This is a genomic window from Mesorhizobium sp. CA10, from assembly GCF_020165285.1.
In the GTDB taxonomy this organism is placed as follows: Bacteria; Pseudomonadota; Alphaproteobacteria; order Rhizobiales; family Rhizobiaceae; genus Mesorhizobium.
This window is the reverse complement of sequence record NZ_JAIUHV010000001.1, coordinates 715,116-728,980: the sequence shown is the minus strand read 5'-3', so window position 1 is coordinate 728,980 and position 13,865 is coordinate 715,116. Positions and strand designations below refer to the sequence as shown.

General features: G+C 62.2%; 13 protein-coding genes. 6 read left to right on the top strand and 7 right to left on the bottom strand.

Annotated features, from left to right (window positions below; translation table 11 throughout):
• Positions 1 to 9: 9 nt before the first annotated feature.
• From LB535_RS03380 to LB535_RS03370, 3 genes are read right to left on the bottom strand one after another with little or no spacing between them, the layout of a single operon-like run.
• Positions 10 to 870, bottom strand: a complete 861-nt coding sequence (locus LB535_RS03380; protein WP_224631150.1) for a carbohydrate ABC transporter permease — start codon at positions 868 to 870, stop codon at positions 10 to 12.
• Positions 867 to 1,757, bottom strand: coding sequence for a carbohydrate ABC transporter permease (locus LB535_RS03375; RefSeq protein WP_224631149.1), 891 nt, complete (start codon positions 1,755 to 1,757; stop codon positions 867 to 869). Before LB535_RS03375 ends, LB535_RS03380 begins: the two co-directional genes overlap by 4 nt.
• Before the next feature lie 28 nt (positions 1,758 to 1,785).
• Positions 1,786 to 3,078: an ABC transporter substrate-binding protein gene (locus LB535_RS03370; protein WP_224631148.1), complete on the bottom strand. Its 1,293-nt coding sequence runs from the start codon at positions 3,076 to 3,078 to the stop codon at positions 1,786 to 1,788.
• A 279-nt stretch (positions 3,079 to 3,357) separates the two neighbouring features.
• Here LB535_RS03370 and LB535_RS03365 point away from each other — a divergent pair, with 279 nt between their 5' ends.
• The 3 genes from LB535_RS03365 to LB535_RS03355 are packed head-to-tail and all read left to right on the top strand — an operon-like array spanning position 3,358 to position 5,808.
• Positions 3,358 to 4,230, top strand: a complete 873-nt coding sequence (locus LB535_RS03365) for an ROK family protein (protein WP_224631147.1) — start codon at positions 3,358 to 3,360, stop codon at positions 4,228 to 4,230.
• A complete protein-coding gene (locus LB535_RS03360) occupies positions 4,227 to 4,994 on the top strand; it encodes a GntR family transcriptional regulator (protein WP_224523993.1) in 768 nt (255 codons plus the stop codon). The genes LB535_RS03365 and LB535_RS03360 overlap by 4 nt, the downstream gene beginning before the upstream one ends.
• Before the next feature lie 22 nt (positions 4,995 to 5,016).
• Positions 5,017 to 5,808: a sugar isomerase domain-containing protein gene (locus LB535_RS03355; protein WP_140846318.1), complete on the top strand. Its 792-nt coding sequence runs from the start codon at positions 5,017 to 5,019 to the stop codon at positions 5,806 to 5,808.
• 38 nt (positions 5,809 to 5,846) lie between these two features.
• Here the strand turns inward: LB535_RS03355 and LB535_RS03350 are convergent, their stop codons facing one another.
• Positions 5,847 to 6,029: a hypothetical protein gene (locus tag LB535_RS03350; RefSeq protein WP_095766249.1), complete on the bottom strand. Its 183-nt coding sequence runs from the start codon at positions 6,027 to 6,029 to the stop codon at positions 5,847 to 5,849.
• 301 nt (positions 6,030 to 6,330) lie between these two features.
• On the opposite strand from LB535_RS03350, the gene LB535_RS03345 reads away from it, so the two are divergent.
• Positions 6,331 to 6,765 (top strand): hypothetical protein, encoded by a 435-nt coding sequence (locus tag LB535_RS03345; protein ID WP_095766690.1) that lies wholly within the window; start codon positions 6,331 to 6,333, stop codon positions 6,763 to 6,765.
• Between the two features lie 77 nt (positions 6,766 to 6,842).
• Here LB535_RS03345 and LB535_RS03340 read toward each other — a convergent pair whose 3' ends face one another.
• The 3 genes from LB535_RS03340 to LB535_RS03330 form a co-directional block, all read right to left on the bottom strand.
• Positions 6,843 to 8,033: an NADH-quinone oxidoreductase subunit D gene (locus LB535_RS03340; RefSeq protein WP_224631146.1), complete on the bottom strand. Its 1,191-nt coding sequence runs from the start codon at positions 8,031 to 8,033 to the stop codon at positions 6,843 to 6,845.
• 78 nt (positions 8,034 to 8,111) lie between these two features.
• Entirely contained in the window at positions 8,112 to 8,507 is a 396-nt protein-coding gene (locus LB535_RS03335; protein ID WP_095766251.1) for a hypothetical protein, read from the bottom strand.
• Between the two features lie 84 nt (positions 8,508 to 8,591).
• Positions 8,592 to 9,203: an alpha-ketoglutarate-dependent dioxygenase AlkB gene (locus LB535_RS03330; protein ID WP_095766252.1), complete on the bottom strand. Its 612-nt coding sequence runs from the start codon at positions 9,201 to 9,203 to the stop codon at positions 8,592 to 8,594.
• Positions 9,204 to 9,298: 95 nt separating this feature from the next.
• Here LB535_RS03330 and LB535_RS03325 point away from each other — a divergent pair, with 95 nt between their 5' ends.
• Together LB535_RS03325 and LB535_RS03320 are read left to right on the top strand one after the other, a co-directional pair.
• The gene (locus tag LB535_RS03325) at positions 9,299 to 9,514 is read left to right on the top strand and encodes a KTSC domain-containing protein (protein ID WP_224631145.1); all 216 of its coding nucleotides are present in this window, start codon (positions 9,299 to 9,301) and stop codon (positions 9,512 to 9,514) included.
• Positions 9,515 to 9,779: 265 nt separating this feature from the next.
• Positions 9,780 to 13,673 (top strand): GAF domain-containing protein, encoded by a 3,894-nt coding sequence (locus LB535_RS03320; RefSeq protein WP_224631144.1) that lies wholly within the window; start codon positions 9,780 to 9,782, stop codon positions 13,671 to 13,673.
• Positions 13,674 to 13,865: the final 192 nt, after the last annotated feature.

The following is a 13,865-nucleotide window of genomic DNA, read 5'->3' as shown; positions in this document are numbered from 1 at the left end:
TGCTGATGGCTACCCCTTGATTGCCGAGCCGACGATCGAATCGACAAAGAAGCGCTGCAGGAAGACGAAGAGGATGAGCGGCGGCAGCACGGCGAGCGTTGCGCCGGCCATCACCAGGCCGGTGTTGACGGCGCCGCGGTTGTAGCTGAGCAGCCGGCTCAGGCTGATGACGATCGGATAGGCGTCGGCGTTGCCCTGCAGCACGGTCAGCGGCCACAGATAGCTGTTCCAGTGATAGACGAAGGCGAACAGAGCCAGCGCCGCGATGGCCGGCGCCACGCTCGGCGCCACGATCTTGAACAGGATGAGCAGCTCGGAAGCGCCGTCCATGCGGGCGGCGTCGATCAACTCGTCCGGCACGCCGGCGATGAACTGGCGCATCAGGAAGATGCCGAAGGCGTTGGCGAGGTTGGGCACGATGATGCCGGCAAGGCTGGCGCTCAGCCCGATCGAGCCGACCATGCGGTAGAGCGGGATCAGCGTCACGATCGGCGGCAGGAACATGGTGGCGATCAGCAGCGAGAAGAGCAGCGAGCGGCCGGGGAAAGAATATTTGGCGAAGGCGTAGCCGGCCATCGTGCTGGTGACCAGGATGCCGGCGGTGGTGATCGTGGCGATGACCAAGGAATTCCACATCGAGCGTCCGACATTGATCACGCCGGCGACCTTGCCATAGGCCTCCAGGGTCGGCGTATGCGGGATCCAGACCGGCGGCACCTGCATGGTCTCGGCCGGCGTCTTCAGGCTGGAGAGAACCATCCAGGCCAGCGGGAAGGCGGAGGCGACGGCGACTAGAAGCATTGCGGTCGCGAGCAGCGCGTTGCGGCCCGAAGGGCGCTTGCGGGTGAGCGATCGGGTTGGAGCGCTCATTCGCTGTCCTTGCGATTGGCAAAGGCAAACAGCGCCGAGACGCAGACGATCAGTGACAGCATCAGCATCACCGCCATGGCCGAGCCCAGTCCGCCCTGCGCGCGTTCGATGCCGACGCGGCGGATATGGTAGGTAAGCACATTGGTCGAGCCGACCGGCCCGCCTTGGGTGATCAGCGCCACCGGCTCGAACACCTGCACCGCATTGATGATGGCGATGACGGCGCTGAACAGCAGCGTGCGGCGAAGCAAGGGCAGGGTTATGAATCGGAACTGCTCGCGTCCGTTGGCGCCGTCGAGCGTCGCCGCCTCATAGAGGCTGCCGGGGATCTGCGTCAGCCCGGCGATGGCCAATACGGTGAAATAGCCGACCTGCTGCCAGACATTGAGGAGCACGATCGAGATCAATGCCGACCGGGGCGAGGAGAGCCAGGGTTGCGGGCCAATGCCGACCAGCCAGAGCAACTGGTTGAGCGGACCCTCGCTCGGCGAATAGAGCTTCGACCAGACCAGCGCCACGGCGATCATCGGCACCATGTAGGTCGAAAACAGCACCGTGCGCAGCGCCGTGCCGCCGGCGACCTCGCGTTGATAGACCAGCAGCCCGAAGACGACCGACAGCGGCAGGATGAGGACGACCGACAGCGCGGTGTAGATCGCGGTGTTGAGGAGCGCCGTCTTGAAGTCGCGGCCGACCGAGGTGGGGCCGAAGATCTCGTGGAAATTGCCGAGGCCGACGAAGCTGGCCTCGGAAAAGGGCGTCTGCGTCGACCAGTCCTGGAAGGACAGCCAGATGGTGAGCAGCATCGGCAACAGCACGAACACGCCGATCAATGTCACGGCGGGCGCAAGCATGATGCCCGCCGAGGCACGAAAAGCTTTGGCCATTCACCTGCTTCCGGTCAGCGACCCGAACTTACTTGGCGGCGCGCTCCAGGATCGACGTGGCGTCGGCCTGAGCGTTCGCCTGCGCATCCTTGGCCGAGACCTGGCCATACTGCAACGCCTCGAGCGTCTGCTGCAGGGATTCCGAGAACTCCTGGCCGCCGAGCACGACCGGGAAAGGCCGCGCATCGGCGAGCACGGAGACATAGCCGGACAGGAACTCCGAGCCGAGCTTGTCCTTGTGCGCCTCGATGTCGGAAGTGCGCGACGGCAGGATGCCCATCGACATCAAGATGTCGGACATGGCCGAAGCGCCGTTCTTGCCGGACTTCGGACTGTTCAGCCAGGCGAGGAATTCCCAGGCCGCCTTCTGCTCGGCTTCGGCCGCCTTGGCGTTGACGACGGTCATCCAGGAATAGGAGATCGAATGCGGCTTGTCGCCGCTTGGGCCGACAGGGATGGGAGCGGTGGCGATGTTTGCGAACTTGTCGCCCATGCCGGTCTTGAGCGCGCTTTCCCACCAGTTGGCCATGATGATCATGCCGGTCTTGCCGGAGACGAAATTGTCGAGGAACGGGCCCGTGGTGTTGGCGTCCGCCGTTGCCATCGCCGGATTGCTCGCGCCGGACTTTATCAAGTCTTCATAGAGCGCGAAGGTTTCGCCGGCCGGGGAGCTGTCCAGCGCCGGCTTGCCGTCCTTGACCAGGTTGCCACCATTGGAGACGAGCAGCGAGGCGAAAGGATGGACCACGCCCGCCGCCCATGAGTTGATCATGCCGAAGCCCTGCTGGCCCTTGGCCTTGTCGGTCAGCTTCGCGGCGGTGTCCTTGAGTTCGGCCCAGGTCTTGGGCGAAGCGGCGATGCCCGCTTCCTTGAACAGCGCCTTGTTATAGTTCAGCGCGTAGACGTCGATCTCGTTCGGAATGCCGTAGAGCGTCCCGCCGACCGAGGCGGCGCTGACGACGCCCGCCGGCCAGGCGCTCTTCACCTCGGCTGCCACCGCATCGGGAGCGGGGGCGACGAGCTTGTCCTTTGCCAGTTCCGGCAGCCACAGATCGTAGATGCCGCCGATCGTCGGACCATCGGACGAGCCGCCCTGCGAGCGCAACGTGGTCAAGAGATCGCCGAACGGAACCGCGCGCACGGTGACGGCGACATCCGGGTGCTGCTTGGAAAAATCCTTGGCCGCCGCTTCGAGCAGCGCCACCGTCTCCGGCGACCAATGCGTCAGGTAGGAGATGTTGACCGATTGCGCCCAGCCGGTCGCGGGCAGCGCAATAAGCCCCGCGGCGAATCCAAGCTTCGAGATCCAGGCAAGCGACATGGGCGTCCTCCACATAAGCCATGACCAGAGTAGATGACGTTATGACAACTTTGAGCAAAGGCGCAAGACCCCTTGCACATGGACGTGCGGATCATGCTTGCAGATGAAAAACTCGATGATGTCGATCCAGTCAGATTACGTAAATAAATCAGAAGGATGAGATGCGGTTTCCTGGCAGATCGCCGATCAATAGGTAGCCGTCGACGTCTTTGCGGCTCTTGCGGGTGGCATCATGTCGTTATAATGACATTTGGAAAATGCTGACCGGAGCCGCGATACATGATACAGGTTCTCGCCATCGATCTCGGCGGCACCAATCTGCGCGCCGCGGTCCATACGGGCGATATCGGCGCCCTCGTGCCCCAGGTCCGTGAGCCGGCTCCGGCGAGCCTCGACGCGTTCGTGACGCACGTTCGCACGCTTGCGGCCGCAGGCGAGACCGAAGCGCTCGGGCTTGCCGTGCCGGGACTTGTCGAGGGCTCCGCATGCCGCTGGATACCGAATCTGCCCTGGCTCGACGGCGTCGACGTCGCGGCGCTGTTTCCCGACCTTCGCGTGGCGGTCGGCAATGACGCGCAGATCGCGCTGCTCGCGGAAGCGGCGCACGGCGCGGCCAAGGGTGTTTCCGATGCGATCCTGCTTGCGATCGGCACCGGCATCGGCTCGGCGGTGCTGGCCAATGGCGGCATCGTCGCCGGCGCGCATGGCGGCGCCTGTTCCTTCGGCTGGGCCAGCGCCGACGTCAGGGACCACGGCGAGGATCGCAGCGGCTGGCTGGAACGTGTCGCCTCCGGCCGTGCGCTGGACGCCCTTGCCGCACAGATCGGACTGGCCGACAGCCGCCAGCTGATCGCCGCCGCCAAGGCAGGCCAGCTTGCCGCACAGACCCTGCTCGAGGTGCCGGCGCGCCAACTCGGCACGGCGCTGGCCGGCGCGGTCGGGTTGCTCGATCCAGGCGTCATCCTGGTCTCGGGCGGCCTGGCCGATGCGCTGGATGTGATCGCGCCGCCTTTGCTTGCGGCGCTACGGCGTCAATTGCCGCCGCATCTGCGCGGCATCGAACTTAGGCCTGGATTGTTCGGCTCCCGCGCCGGCCTGGTGGGTGCTGCGCTTGCCGGACAGGCGGGAAGCGGGTGGAGACAGATCCGATGAGCGAAGCAAGCTTTCAGCAGCCGGACCGCAGGCGACCGGAGCCGCTCTGGTACCAGGTCGAGGAGGCGATCCGCGCCATCGTCAAGAGCGGCGAGTGGGCGACCGGCGACCAGATCCCGGCCGAGGACCGGCTCTGCGCGCTGTTCGGCGTCAGCCGCATCACGCTTCGCCACGCGCTGCGCAATCTTGAGGAAAGCGGACTGCTCAGGCGCGAGCATGGAAGGGGCACCTTCGTGCGCTCGGCGACGCTGGTCGCCGGCACGCGCGAGCTCACCTCCTTCACCCAGGAGATGGGCAATATCGGCGTGGTCGCCGGCTCGCGCCTGCTCGACTGCAGCCTGACGACGGCGAATGCGGCGGCGGCCGGCGCGCTGGAGATCGAGGAGGGCGATCCTGTCGTGCGGATCCGGCGATTGAGGCTGGGCAATAACGAGCCGATCGGCATCCAGACGGCGCAACTGGCGGCCGCGCGCGTGCCGGGCTTTCTCGATGCCGGCCTGCTCAAGGGCTCGCTCTACGAGGCGCTGGAGCGTCAGTACGGCATCGTGCCGGCCGAGGCGCGCGAGAACTACCGCGTCGGCGCGGTCAGCGCCGCCGACGCCGAGCTGCTCGACCTGCCCGCGGGCAGTCCCGCCTTCGTCGTCGAGCGCATCACCATCGACGAGCGCGGCCCGTTCGAATTCACCGTCTCGGTCATGCGCGGCGACCGCTACGAGATACGCTCGACGCTGCGCGCCGGCCGTCTCCCAAACACCAGAAGCTGACACGATCAACAGGAGTACCGAAGTGTCCGATCTCTACATTCCCCGTCTCGCCGCCCTCCTCGAACAGGCATCGAAGGCCAATGAAGAAGCCTTCGGCCAGGCGGCGAGCCGTTTCGCCGACACGCTGCAAAACGGCGGGCTCGTCCATCTCTACGGCTCGGGCCATTCGGTGCTGCCGGCGCAGGAGATGTTTCCGCGCTATGGCAGCTTCGTCGGCTTCAATCCGCTGACCGACCCGCGTGTGATGTGGCACAACGTGCTCGGCGCCGGCGGCGTGCGCGAGCTTTTGTGGCTGGAGCGGACCGAGAAATATGCCGAGAAGTTCCTCGACCATCAGCCGCTGAACACGGGCGATTCCATCATCATCTTCGGCCATAGCGGCCGCAATTCCTCGGGTATCGACACCGCGCTCTACGCCAAGAAGCGCGGCATCTTCGTCGTAGCGGTCACCAGCAAGAACAATCTCGACAAGCCAGCCACGCATTCCTCCGGCAAGCGGCTGGCGGACGCCGCCGACCTCGTCATCGACACCTGCTCGCCGATCGAGGACGCGGTGGTGCCGATCGAAGGCTGGAGCCGCCCGGTGTCGGGCTCGTCGACGGTGCTGGCGATGATCATGGCGCATGAGTTGCTCGCCCGCACGGCCGAGCAATTGTCGAAGCGCGGCATCGAGCTGCCGGTCTTCGCCTCGCCGACCATTGCGGGCGTGACGCTGCACGACACCGACGTCATCTACGGCGTCTACCGCGAACGCATGATCGAGGCGCAGAAGAAGCACCTGCCGACCTTCCAGGCGACGATGCGCGGGGAATGATCAGGCGGGAGGCGCATCAGGCGCCTCCCGCGAGTCGCTCAAATTCGGCGCCGCCTGGTTGCGGAATGCCTGGGCGGCGCGTCATTCTCATCGGGATTGGGGATCGGCTCCTCGTCGGGCAGCCGGTCCGGCTCCGGTTCGCGCACCGGTTTCGGTTCCGGGATGGGCGGCGGCGTGGGCACGGGCGTGGGAGATGGGTCCGGATTGGGGAGAATGGCCATCGCGTTTTCCTTCCGTTCGATGCCTTGGCAAGGCCTGCTGCGAATCCCAAAAACCGGGATGTCCTGCCCGACCTGAACTGATGGAGGTGACCGCTGCATTCGGACGCTTCGTCTGGAGCGATCGGCGGCGCAAGCTGGCAGAACGGCCACGCCCGCGGATGGTTCCAACACGATCGCGGCGCGCGACGGCGGCAGACAATGATCAAATGATTCCACCTGCCTGTTTCGGCTCTTGCCGGCGTCGGTCGGCGCCTTAAATCCCGTTGTGGACGGGGGCCATCTGCCGACACAGGAGACGGCCGTGAAGCACCAAACCCTTGATCAGATCAACGCCGTTGCCGACGTTCATACCGAAGCACCGGCTCTCATCGCCAATCGCGGTCAGCGCCTTGAGCGCTGGGCGCAGCTTCTTGAACAAAATCCCGGCCGCCGCCTCACGGCGCTGGCGGGCACCGAATACGCCTCAGCCGATGTGCGCCAAAGAATGCGTATCGACGGCTCGGCGATCACCATCGCTTTCGAGGATCCGATCTTCCGCGCGCAAGGCCTGCGGGACGACACTTACGGCGAAGCCAAGCGCTTCTTCGAAATGAGCGACTGGCAGCTGCATGAAGTCGTCTGCCATTGCCATGTCGGCGCCAACATGCCGGCCCGCTGGGCGGCTTCGCGCGTGCGCGCGGCGATCTCCCCGGGCGCCGGCATTCTCGCGTGGCTGAGAGCGGTGTTCATGCGCTAGAGCGGTTCCGTCGGCGGGATCGCCTCGGGCTCGCTGGTTGACGCAGACGAAGGAGAGGCGCCGGGCTCTCCTCCGCGTCAGCGATCGATCTCGCCGAACACGATGTCGAGCGAGCCGATGATCGCCGCGACATCGGCCACCATGTGCCCGCGCGACAGGAAATCCATTGCCTGGAGATGGGCGAAGGATGGCGCGCGTATCTTGCAGCGATAGGGAATGTTGCTGCCGTCCGAGACCAAATAGACGCCGAACTCGCCTTTCGGCGCCTCGACTGCGGCATAGACCTCTCCGGGCGGCACGCGGTGGCCTTCGGTATAAAGCTTGAAATGATGGATGGTCGCTTCCATCGAGCGCTTCATGGTGGCGCGCGACGGCGGCGTGATCTTCTGGTTCGGCACGGCGACAGGACCTTGGCCATCGGATGAGCGCAGCTTTTCCAGGCACTGCCGCATGATCCGCACCGACTGGCGCATCTCTTCCATGCGCACCAGATAGCGATCGTAACAGTCGCCGTGCTTGCCGATGGGGATGTCGAAATCCATTTCGGGATAGCATTCATAGGGCTGCGCCTTGCGCAGATCCCAGGCGGCGCCCGAGCCGCGCACCATGGGGCCGGAGAAGCCCATGCCCCAGGCGTCGTCGAGCGAGATCACGCCGACATCGACATTGCGCTGCTTGAAGATGCGGTTGTCGGTGAGCAGGCCCTCGAGATTGTCGCAGACCTTCAGGAACGGATCGCAGAAATCCCAGATGTCGTCGAGCAGCTTTTCCGGCAGGTCCTGGTGGACGCCGCCGACGCGGAAATAGTTCGCGTGCATACGCGCGCCTGAGGCGCGTTCATAAAACACCATCAGCTTCTCGCGTTCGGCGAAACCCCATAGCGGCGGCGTCAGGGCGCCGATATCCATGGCCTGCGTGGTGACGTTGAGAAGATGCGACAAGAGCCGCCCGATCTCGCAAAACAGCACGCGGATCAGTTGGCCGCGCCGGGGAACGGACAGCTCGAGCAGCTTTTCAGCGGCAAGGCAGAAGGCATGCTCCTGGTTCATCGGCGCGACGTAGTCGAGCCGATCGAAATAAGGCAGGGCCTGCAGATAGTTCTTGTATTCGATCAGCTTTTCGGTGCCGCGATGGAGCAGGCCGATATGCGGATCGGCGCGGTCGACGATCTCGCCGTCCAGTTCCAGCACCAGCCTGAGCACGCCATGCGCCGACGGGTGCTGCGGCCCGAAGTTGAGCATGAAGTTGCGGACCGCGGCTTCGGTCATGACAGCCTCCGCAAGAGTGAGGATCGAAGGCGAACCGCAGCCCGTCGGCCGCCGTTCGGCTGGGTCATGCCCCCAAGGTCAGGCCGTCGTCTGGATGATCAGCGTCAGCGTGCCGTCACCGTCGATGTTGGCGGCAACGACCTGCGAGGAATTCAGTCCGTTCGCATGCAGAACCGACGTCGCCTCGGGCGAGGCGTCGACCGAGTTCTGCAGCTTGGCCAGTTCCTTGGCGGTCGTCCTGGTGACTATGGCTTCGGCCTGCGCCTTCACTTCCGAGGGCAGGTCCTCCATCGCCACCACGACGATGTTGGTGACGTTCTGGGCGGCATCGTCCTGGCCGGGCTGCGGCTGGCCGGGGATGGGCTCCTGGGCAGGGGGCGTCGCTTGCGGCGGCTGCGGATCGGCGCGTTGAGCGGAAGCGGGCTGCGCCAATGCCATTGCCGACAGCGTCAGGACCATCGTCAACATGCGCATCGTCTTTCCTTTCCATCTGGAAAATCTGACGACACAACCCTGGCGCCCGGCGATGGTTCCCGGATAATCGCCGGCGCGTGCTGCTTAAAGAGCCCGCATTGTCCGCAACGTCACCGAATAGCGATGGCGTTCGACTGGCGGAATGCTGTGCTCCCACTCGTGCCTGGCCGGGCCTGCCATGAGGTAGAGCGATCTGGGCTCGACCTTGATCGTTTCACGGTCCCACGCCGCGCCGTTCTTGCGGCGCAGCCGGAAGCTGCAGGACGCCAGCAGGGAAACGCCGGCGACCAGCTCGAAATGCGGCTTGTCCCGATGCCAGCCTATGCCCGCGCCCGGGCGATATTCGTTGATCAGCACTTGCGCGAACTCTGTTGCGGGGATGCACGCAAAAGCGGCGACCTTGGCGCGAAGCGGCAGCAGGAAGTCCGGTATGGGCGGCGCTTCCACGACCTGGCGGCGTTCGTAATCGTAGCGCAAGCCGAAGCCGACGACCTGCCTGTTGGCAAGATGGCCGTGGAAATCGAACGGCTTGAAGGGCAGGCCCCGGATATGACGGACCAGCTCGTGCTCTTCGTCGCGGGCAATCAGGTCCGGCTGGTAGGAGAAGCCTACGGGCATGGGCGGCTGGCTTGCAGGCCCACCGAACAGATCGCCCTGGAAAGCGTCGCCGGCAGCTCGGTTTTTCAATGATGTCATGCGGCTCAGATAGGCAATCGGGCCCCTTGTGCAAGCCGGCATGGCGGAACCTCGCGGCGCAAGGAGGATTGAGCGTTGGAAGCAGGAGACGGCACATGCCTTCCACCGCGATCCGGACTATCCATTACGATCCGTCGAGGCGGGTCCTCTCGGTATGGTTCGTCCCGACCGGCAAGCGCTATGACTATGAGGACGTAGGACCCGAGGTCTACACGGCTTTCAAGGCGGCCTTCTCAAAAGGGCAGTTCTTCAATGAATTCGTGCGTGATCGTTTCAGATATCACCTGGTCGAGCATGAAGATCGTCATTGAGCGCTACGGCCGGTACCCACGGCAGGTTGGCCGGTATCTGAATCCGCTTCTAAATCAAAGGGATAGAGCATGATGTCGTGCAAAAACGGCGTCACACTTTTCGGCCTCATGCTCTGGGATCCGAGCCGCAGAGTCTAGCTCGTCACAAGGCCACCCCTCGACGGTACTGTCAATCAGGTGTTTGGCGTGTAACATTACTTGCTAATGTAGGGGTGGGAAAGCATTCCGCTGAACCTGGCGGAAGGTCCCTTTGGGAGAAGCCAATATGCAGGGCTCAGTCGAAAGCGACCTTGCCAGTCGCCTGGCATCCGCTAGCCGGCGTATTGCTGAACTGGAACATATCAACACGGTCGCGACGATCGAGCTTGACCGTCTTTCCGTTGAAAACAAGCGCCTGATTCAATTCGCCGAGGAACGCACCAAGGAACTGGCCATCCTTAACAGCGTCGGCGAAGCGATGGCGAAGACGCTCAATGTCAAGACGGTGACCCGCATCGTCGGCGATCAGGTGCGAGAAATATTTGGGGCGGATATCACCGAAATTCTGTTGCACGACGAGGCCTCTGATCTCATCACCGTCCCGTATTCATTTTACCGCGAGTACCAGGACGTCGAGCCTTTCACTTTGGGCGCGGGGCTGACCTCCAAGGTCATTCTCTCTGGAAAACCACTGGTTCTCGGGACGTCTGAACAGTCCTTCGAGTTCGGTGCGATCTTCCTCAGCGAAGCGGAGCGGTCAGAATCGTATATCGGCGTACCAATCATTGCCGGGGGCAGAACCCTGGGCGTTGTGAGCGTTCAAAGCTACGAAAAGAATGCATTTGGCGAAGATCATTTGCGCCTGCTGCAAGGCTTGTCATCAAGCATGGGAGTTGCGATTGCCAATGCACGCCTTTTCGACGAAACGCAGCGGCTGCTGAAAGTATCTGAGGACCGCGCAAAGGAACTAGCCATTCTCAACAGCGTCGGCAAAGCGACCGCGAAAACGCTGAATGTCAAGACCGTGACCCGGATCGTCGGCGACAAGGTTCGCGAGATGTTTGGCACCGAGGTAACCGAGATCCTGCTGCGCGATGAAAAGTCCGATCTGATCACGGTCCCTTACGCGTTCTACGGAGACTACCAGGATCCTGAACCATTTGTCATGGGCGAAGGCCTGACTTCGAAAGTTATATTGTCGGGCAAGCCACTGCTTTTGGGGAATATTGACGAGCATATTGCTCTGGGCGCGCTGATGCCGACAGTGGAGGATAGGACCGAGTCCTATCTGGGCGTTCCGATCATTGCCGGGGACAGAACGCTCGGTGTGGTCAGCGTGCAAAGCTATCAGAAGAACGTGTTCAACGAAGATCATGTGCGCCTGCTGCAGGGGCTCTCTTCCAGCATGGGCGTTGCCATAGCCAACGCGTACCTATTCGACGAGACGCAACGGCTCCTAAAAGTGGCGCAAGACCGGGCCAAGGAAATGGCCATTCTCAACAGCGTCGGCGAAGCGATGACGAAGTCGCTGAATGTCGACACAGTCATTCGGCTGGTGGGCGATAAGGTGAGAGAGGCCTTCGGCACCGAGGTCAGCGAGATTCTGTTGCACGACAGCCAATCCGGCTTGGTTCGGGTCCCCTACGCTTACTATAGAGGTTACAAGACCATCGAGCCGTTCCCGCTCGGGATAGGACTTACATCTGAGATTATCGGCACGGGAAAGCCATTGGTTTTCAGCACCATGGAGGAAGGAAAAAGGCGCGGTGCCTATTTTCCGTACGAAGAGGACAGGACCTCTTCATATATCGGCGTGCCTATCAATTCGGGTGAGAGAACGCTCGGCGTGGTTAGCGTACAAAGCTACGAAGAGGACGCATTTGACGACAATCACGTACGCCTGCTGCAGACGATAGCCTCCAACATGGGAGTCGCGATCGCCAACGCCCGCCTGTTCGACGAGACCCAGAGACTTCTCAAGGAAACGCAACAGCATGCGGCCGAACTGGGCGCGATCAGCAAGGTCAGCCAGGCGCTGGTCGGCGAAGCCGAACTTGGCAATACAATCCAGTTAATCGGCGATCAGATGCAAGAAATCTTCAGCGCCGATATCGTTTATCTGGCCTTGCTCGATCCAAATACCAAGCTCATTCATTTCCCTTATCAGTTCGGCGAAGCCTTTACCACGCTTCGGCTCGGCGAAGGCCTTACAAGCAAGATCATAGAAACGGGCGAGCCGTTGCTCATCAATCAGGACGTCGCGGAACGCGGCGCGGAAATCGGAGCAACTCCGGTTGGCAAGGATGCGCTGTCCTACCTTGGCGTTCCAATCAAGACGGCGCAGGGCAATGTCGGCGTAATCAGCGTGCAGAGCACGACACGCGAGGGCATGTTCAACGAAAATTCGCTGCGGCTGCTTTCAACCATCGCCGCCAATGCGGGTGCGGCGCTTCACAGCGCGCAACTGTTCACCGAGCTCAAGGAGCTTTCGCTGGCCTTGACGGAGGCCAAGGAAGCGGCGGAGGCTGCCAACGAAGCCAAAAGCACGTTCCTCGCCACCATGAGCCATGAAATCCGCACGCCGATGAACGGCGTTATCGGCATGGCCAACCTGATGCTGGCTACCAAACTTGACGACGAGCAGCGGGAAATCGGCGAGACGATAAACAACAGCGCAGAAGCGCTGTTGACCATCATCAACGACATACTCGATTTCTCCAAGGTTGAGGCTGGCAAGCTTGATCTCGATCCTCGGCAGTTCGAACTGCGTGGATGCCTCGAAAGCGCGATAGACCTGATCGCGCCGAGGACGGCAGAGAAGGGACTGGATCTCGGCTACGTGGTCGAGCCCGGCACGCCGGAAACGATTGTCGCCGACGGCAACCGGCTGCGCCAGGTTCTGATCAACCTGCTCAACAACGCCGTCAAATTCACCGAGCGAGGGGAGATCGTGCTTTCCGTAATGGAGGTGCCGTCCAAGGCCGCGGATACCAGTACACAGGAGGGCGGCCTAAGAGTTTGCACACTTCAGTTCACGGTGCGCGACACCGGTATCGGCATTGCCAAGGACCGAATGGATCGCCTCTTCAAATCATTCAGCCAGGTCGATGCCTCCACCACGAGACGGTATGGCGGAACCGGCCTCGGTCTGGCGATCAGCAGGCGCCTGGTGGAATTGATGGGCGGTGAGGTTTGGGTGGAGAGCATCGAAGGAAAAGGCACGACGTTCTTCTTCACCATCCGCGCTCCGGTTGCCCGAGGGGAAAAAACGACGCAGTCAACACCGTCAAAAGACGAGCTGGCCGGCAAACGGCTGCTTTTCGTTGATGACAACGCAACAAACCGGCGCATCATGTCCTTGCAGGCACAATCCTGGAACATGGCTGCATCCGTGATCGAACATCCCGCCGAGGCGCTTCGAAGGCTTGCAGAAGGCGAGGTCTTCGACGTCATCGTTCTCGACATGAACATGCCTGGCATGGACGGGATCGAACTGGCCACCCAAATACGCGCGCTCGACGACAAGGGCCGTGTTCCGCTGGTGCTGCTCAGTTCAATGGTGCCCATGCCCGATGACAAGAGGAGGGAGATGGAGAGCATCAAATTCGCGGCCACGCTCTCCAAGCCGATCAAGCCATCGCCGTTGCTCAACACGCTGCTGTCGATCTTTGTCGGAACTCCGACACGCTCCACCCGATCCGAGCAGCCGAAAGTGCCCGCTTTCGATAGTTCGATGGCGAAGATGTTTCCGCTTCAAATCCTTTTGGTCGATGACAATGCCACCAACCGGAAGCTTGGCTCGAAGGTGCTCGAGCGCCTGGGGTACAAGCCTGATCTGGCGGTCGACGGGCAGTCGGCAGTCGCTGCATACACCCAGAGCGGCCATGATATTATCCTGATGGATATCGAAATGCCTGACATGGATGGTCTTGAAGCGACAAGATTGATCCGCGCTTCCGATACCCAACAACTGCATCAGCCGTTCATCATTGCCCTGACCGCCAACGCGATGGCGGGCGATCGGGAGAGATACCTGGACGCCGGAATGGACGACTACCTCAGCAAGCCGCTGCGCGTCGAAGATCTCATTGCCTCGCTGAACAAGGCCGTAATGAATTCCGGGCAGAGGCCCGCTGGCTCATCGGACGAATTTGAGGAACCCGGCGTGCCGGGGTTCTAAATGCAAGGCGGGCCTTGGCGCAATCGCCACCGCATCTTGGCAGCATCGTCCGATGTTATGTGCTATCGCTAATTTAGTATTGCTGCGATAGTCTGTTTTTTGAGCGGCGTGGAACTCTGACAAACGAACAGGGACTTCGATCTCGCTCCTACTGCGCCAGCACCAGGAGAAATTCGCGGTCGCTGGGTATAG

Coding starts and splice junctions, on each gene's coding strand:
- LB535_RS03380 (WP_224631150.1), bottom strand. CDS start 870: ATGAGCGCTCCAACCCGATCGCTCACCCGCAAGCGCCCTTCGGGCCGC.
- LB535_RS03375 (WP_224631149.1), bottom strand. CDS start 1,757: ATGGCCAAAGCTTTTCGTGCCTCGGCGGGCATCATGCTTGCGCCCGCC.
- LB535_RS03370 (WP_224631148.1), bottom strand. CDS start 3,078: ATGTCGCTTGCCTGGATCTCGAAGCTTGGATTCGCCGCGGGGCTTATT.
- LB535_RS03365 (WP_224631147.1), top strand. CDS start 3,358: ATGATACAGGTTCTCGCCATCGATCTCGGCGGCACCAATCTGCGCGCC.
- LB535_RS03360 (WP_224523993.1), top strand. CDS start 4,227: ATGAGCGAAGCAAGCTTTCAGCAGCCGGACCGCAGGCGACCGGAGCCG.
- LB535_RS03350 (WP_095766249.1), bottom strand. CDS start 6,029: ATGGCCATTCTCCCCAATCCGGACCCATCTCCCACGCCCGTGCCCACG.
- LB535_RS03340 (WP_224631146.1), bottom strand. CDS start 8,033: ATGACCGAAGCCGCGGTCCGCAACTTCATGCTCAACTTCGGGCCGCAG.
- LB535_RS03335 (WP_095766251.1), bottom strand. CDS start 8,507: ATGCGCATGTTGACGATGGTCCTGACGCTGTCGGCAATGGCATTGGCG.
- LB535_RS03330 (WP_095766252.1), bottom strand. CDS start 9,203: ATGACATCATTGAAAAACCGAGCTGCCGGCGACGCTTTCCAGGGCGAT.
- LB535_RS03325 (WP_224631145.1), top strand. CDS start 9,299: ATGCCTTCCACCGCGATCCGGACTATCCATTACGATCCGTCGAGGCGG.
- LB535_RS03320 (WP_224631144.1), top strand. CDS start 9,780: ATGCAGGGCTCAGTCGAAAGCGACCTTGCCAGTCGCCTGGCATCCGCT.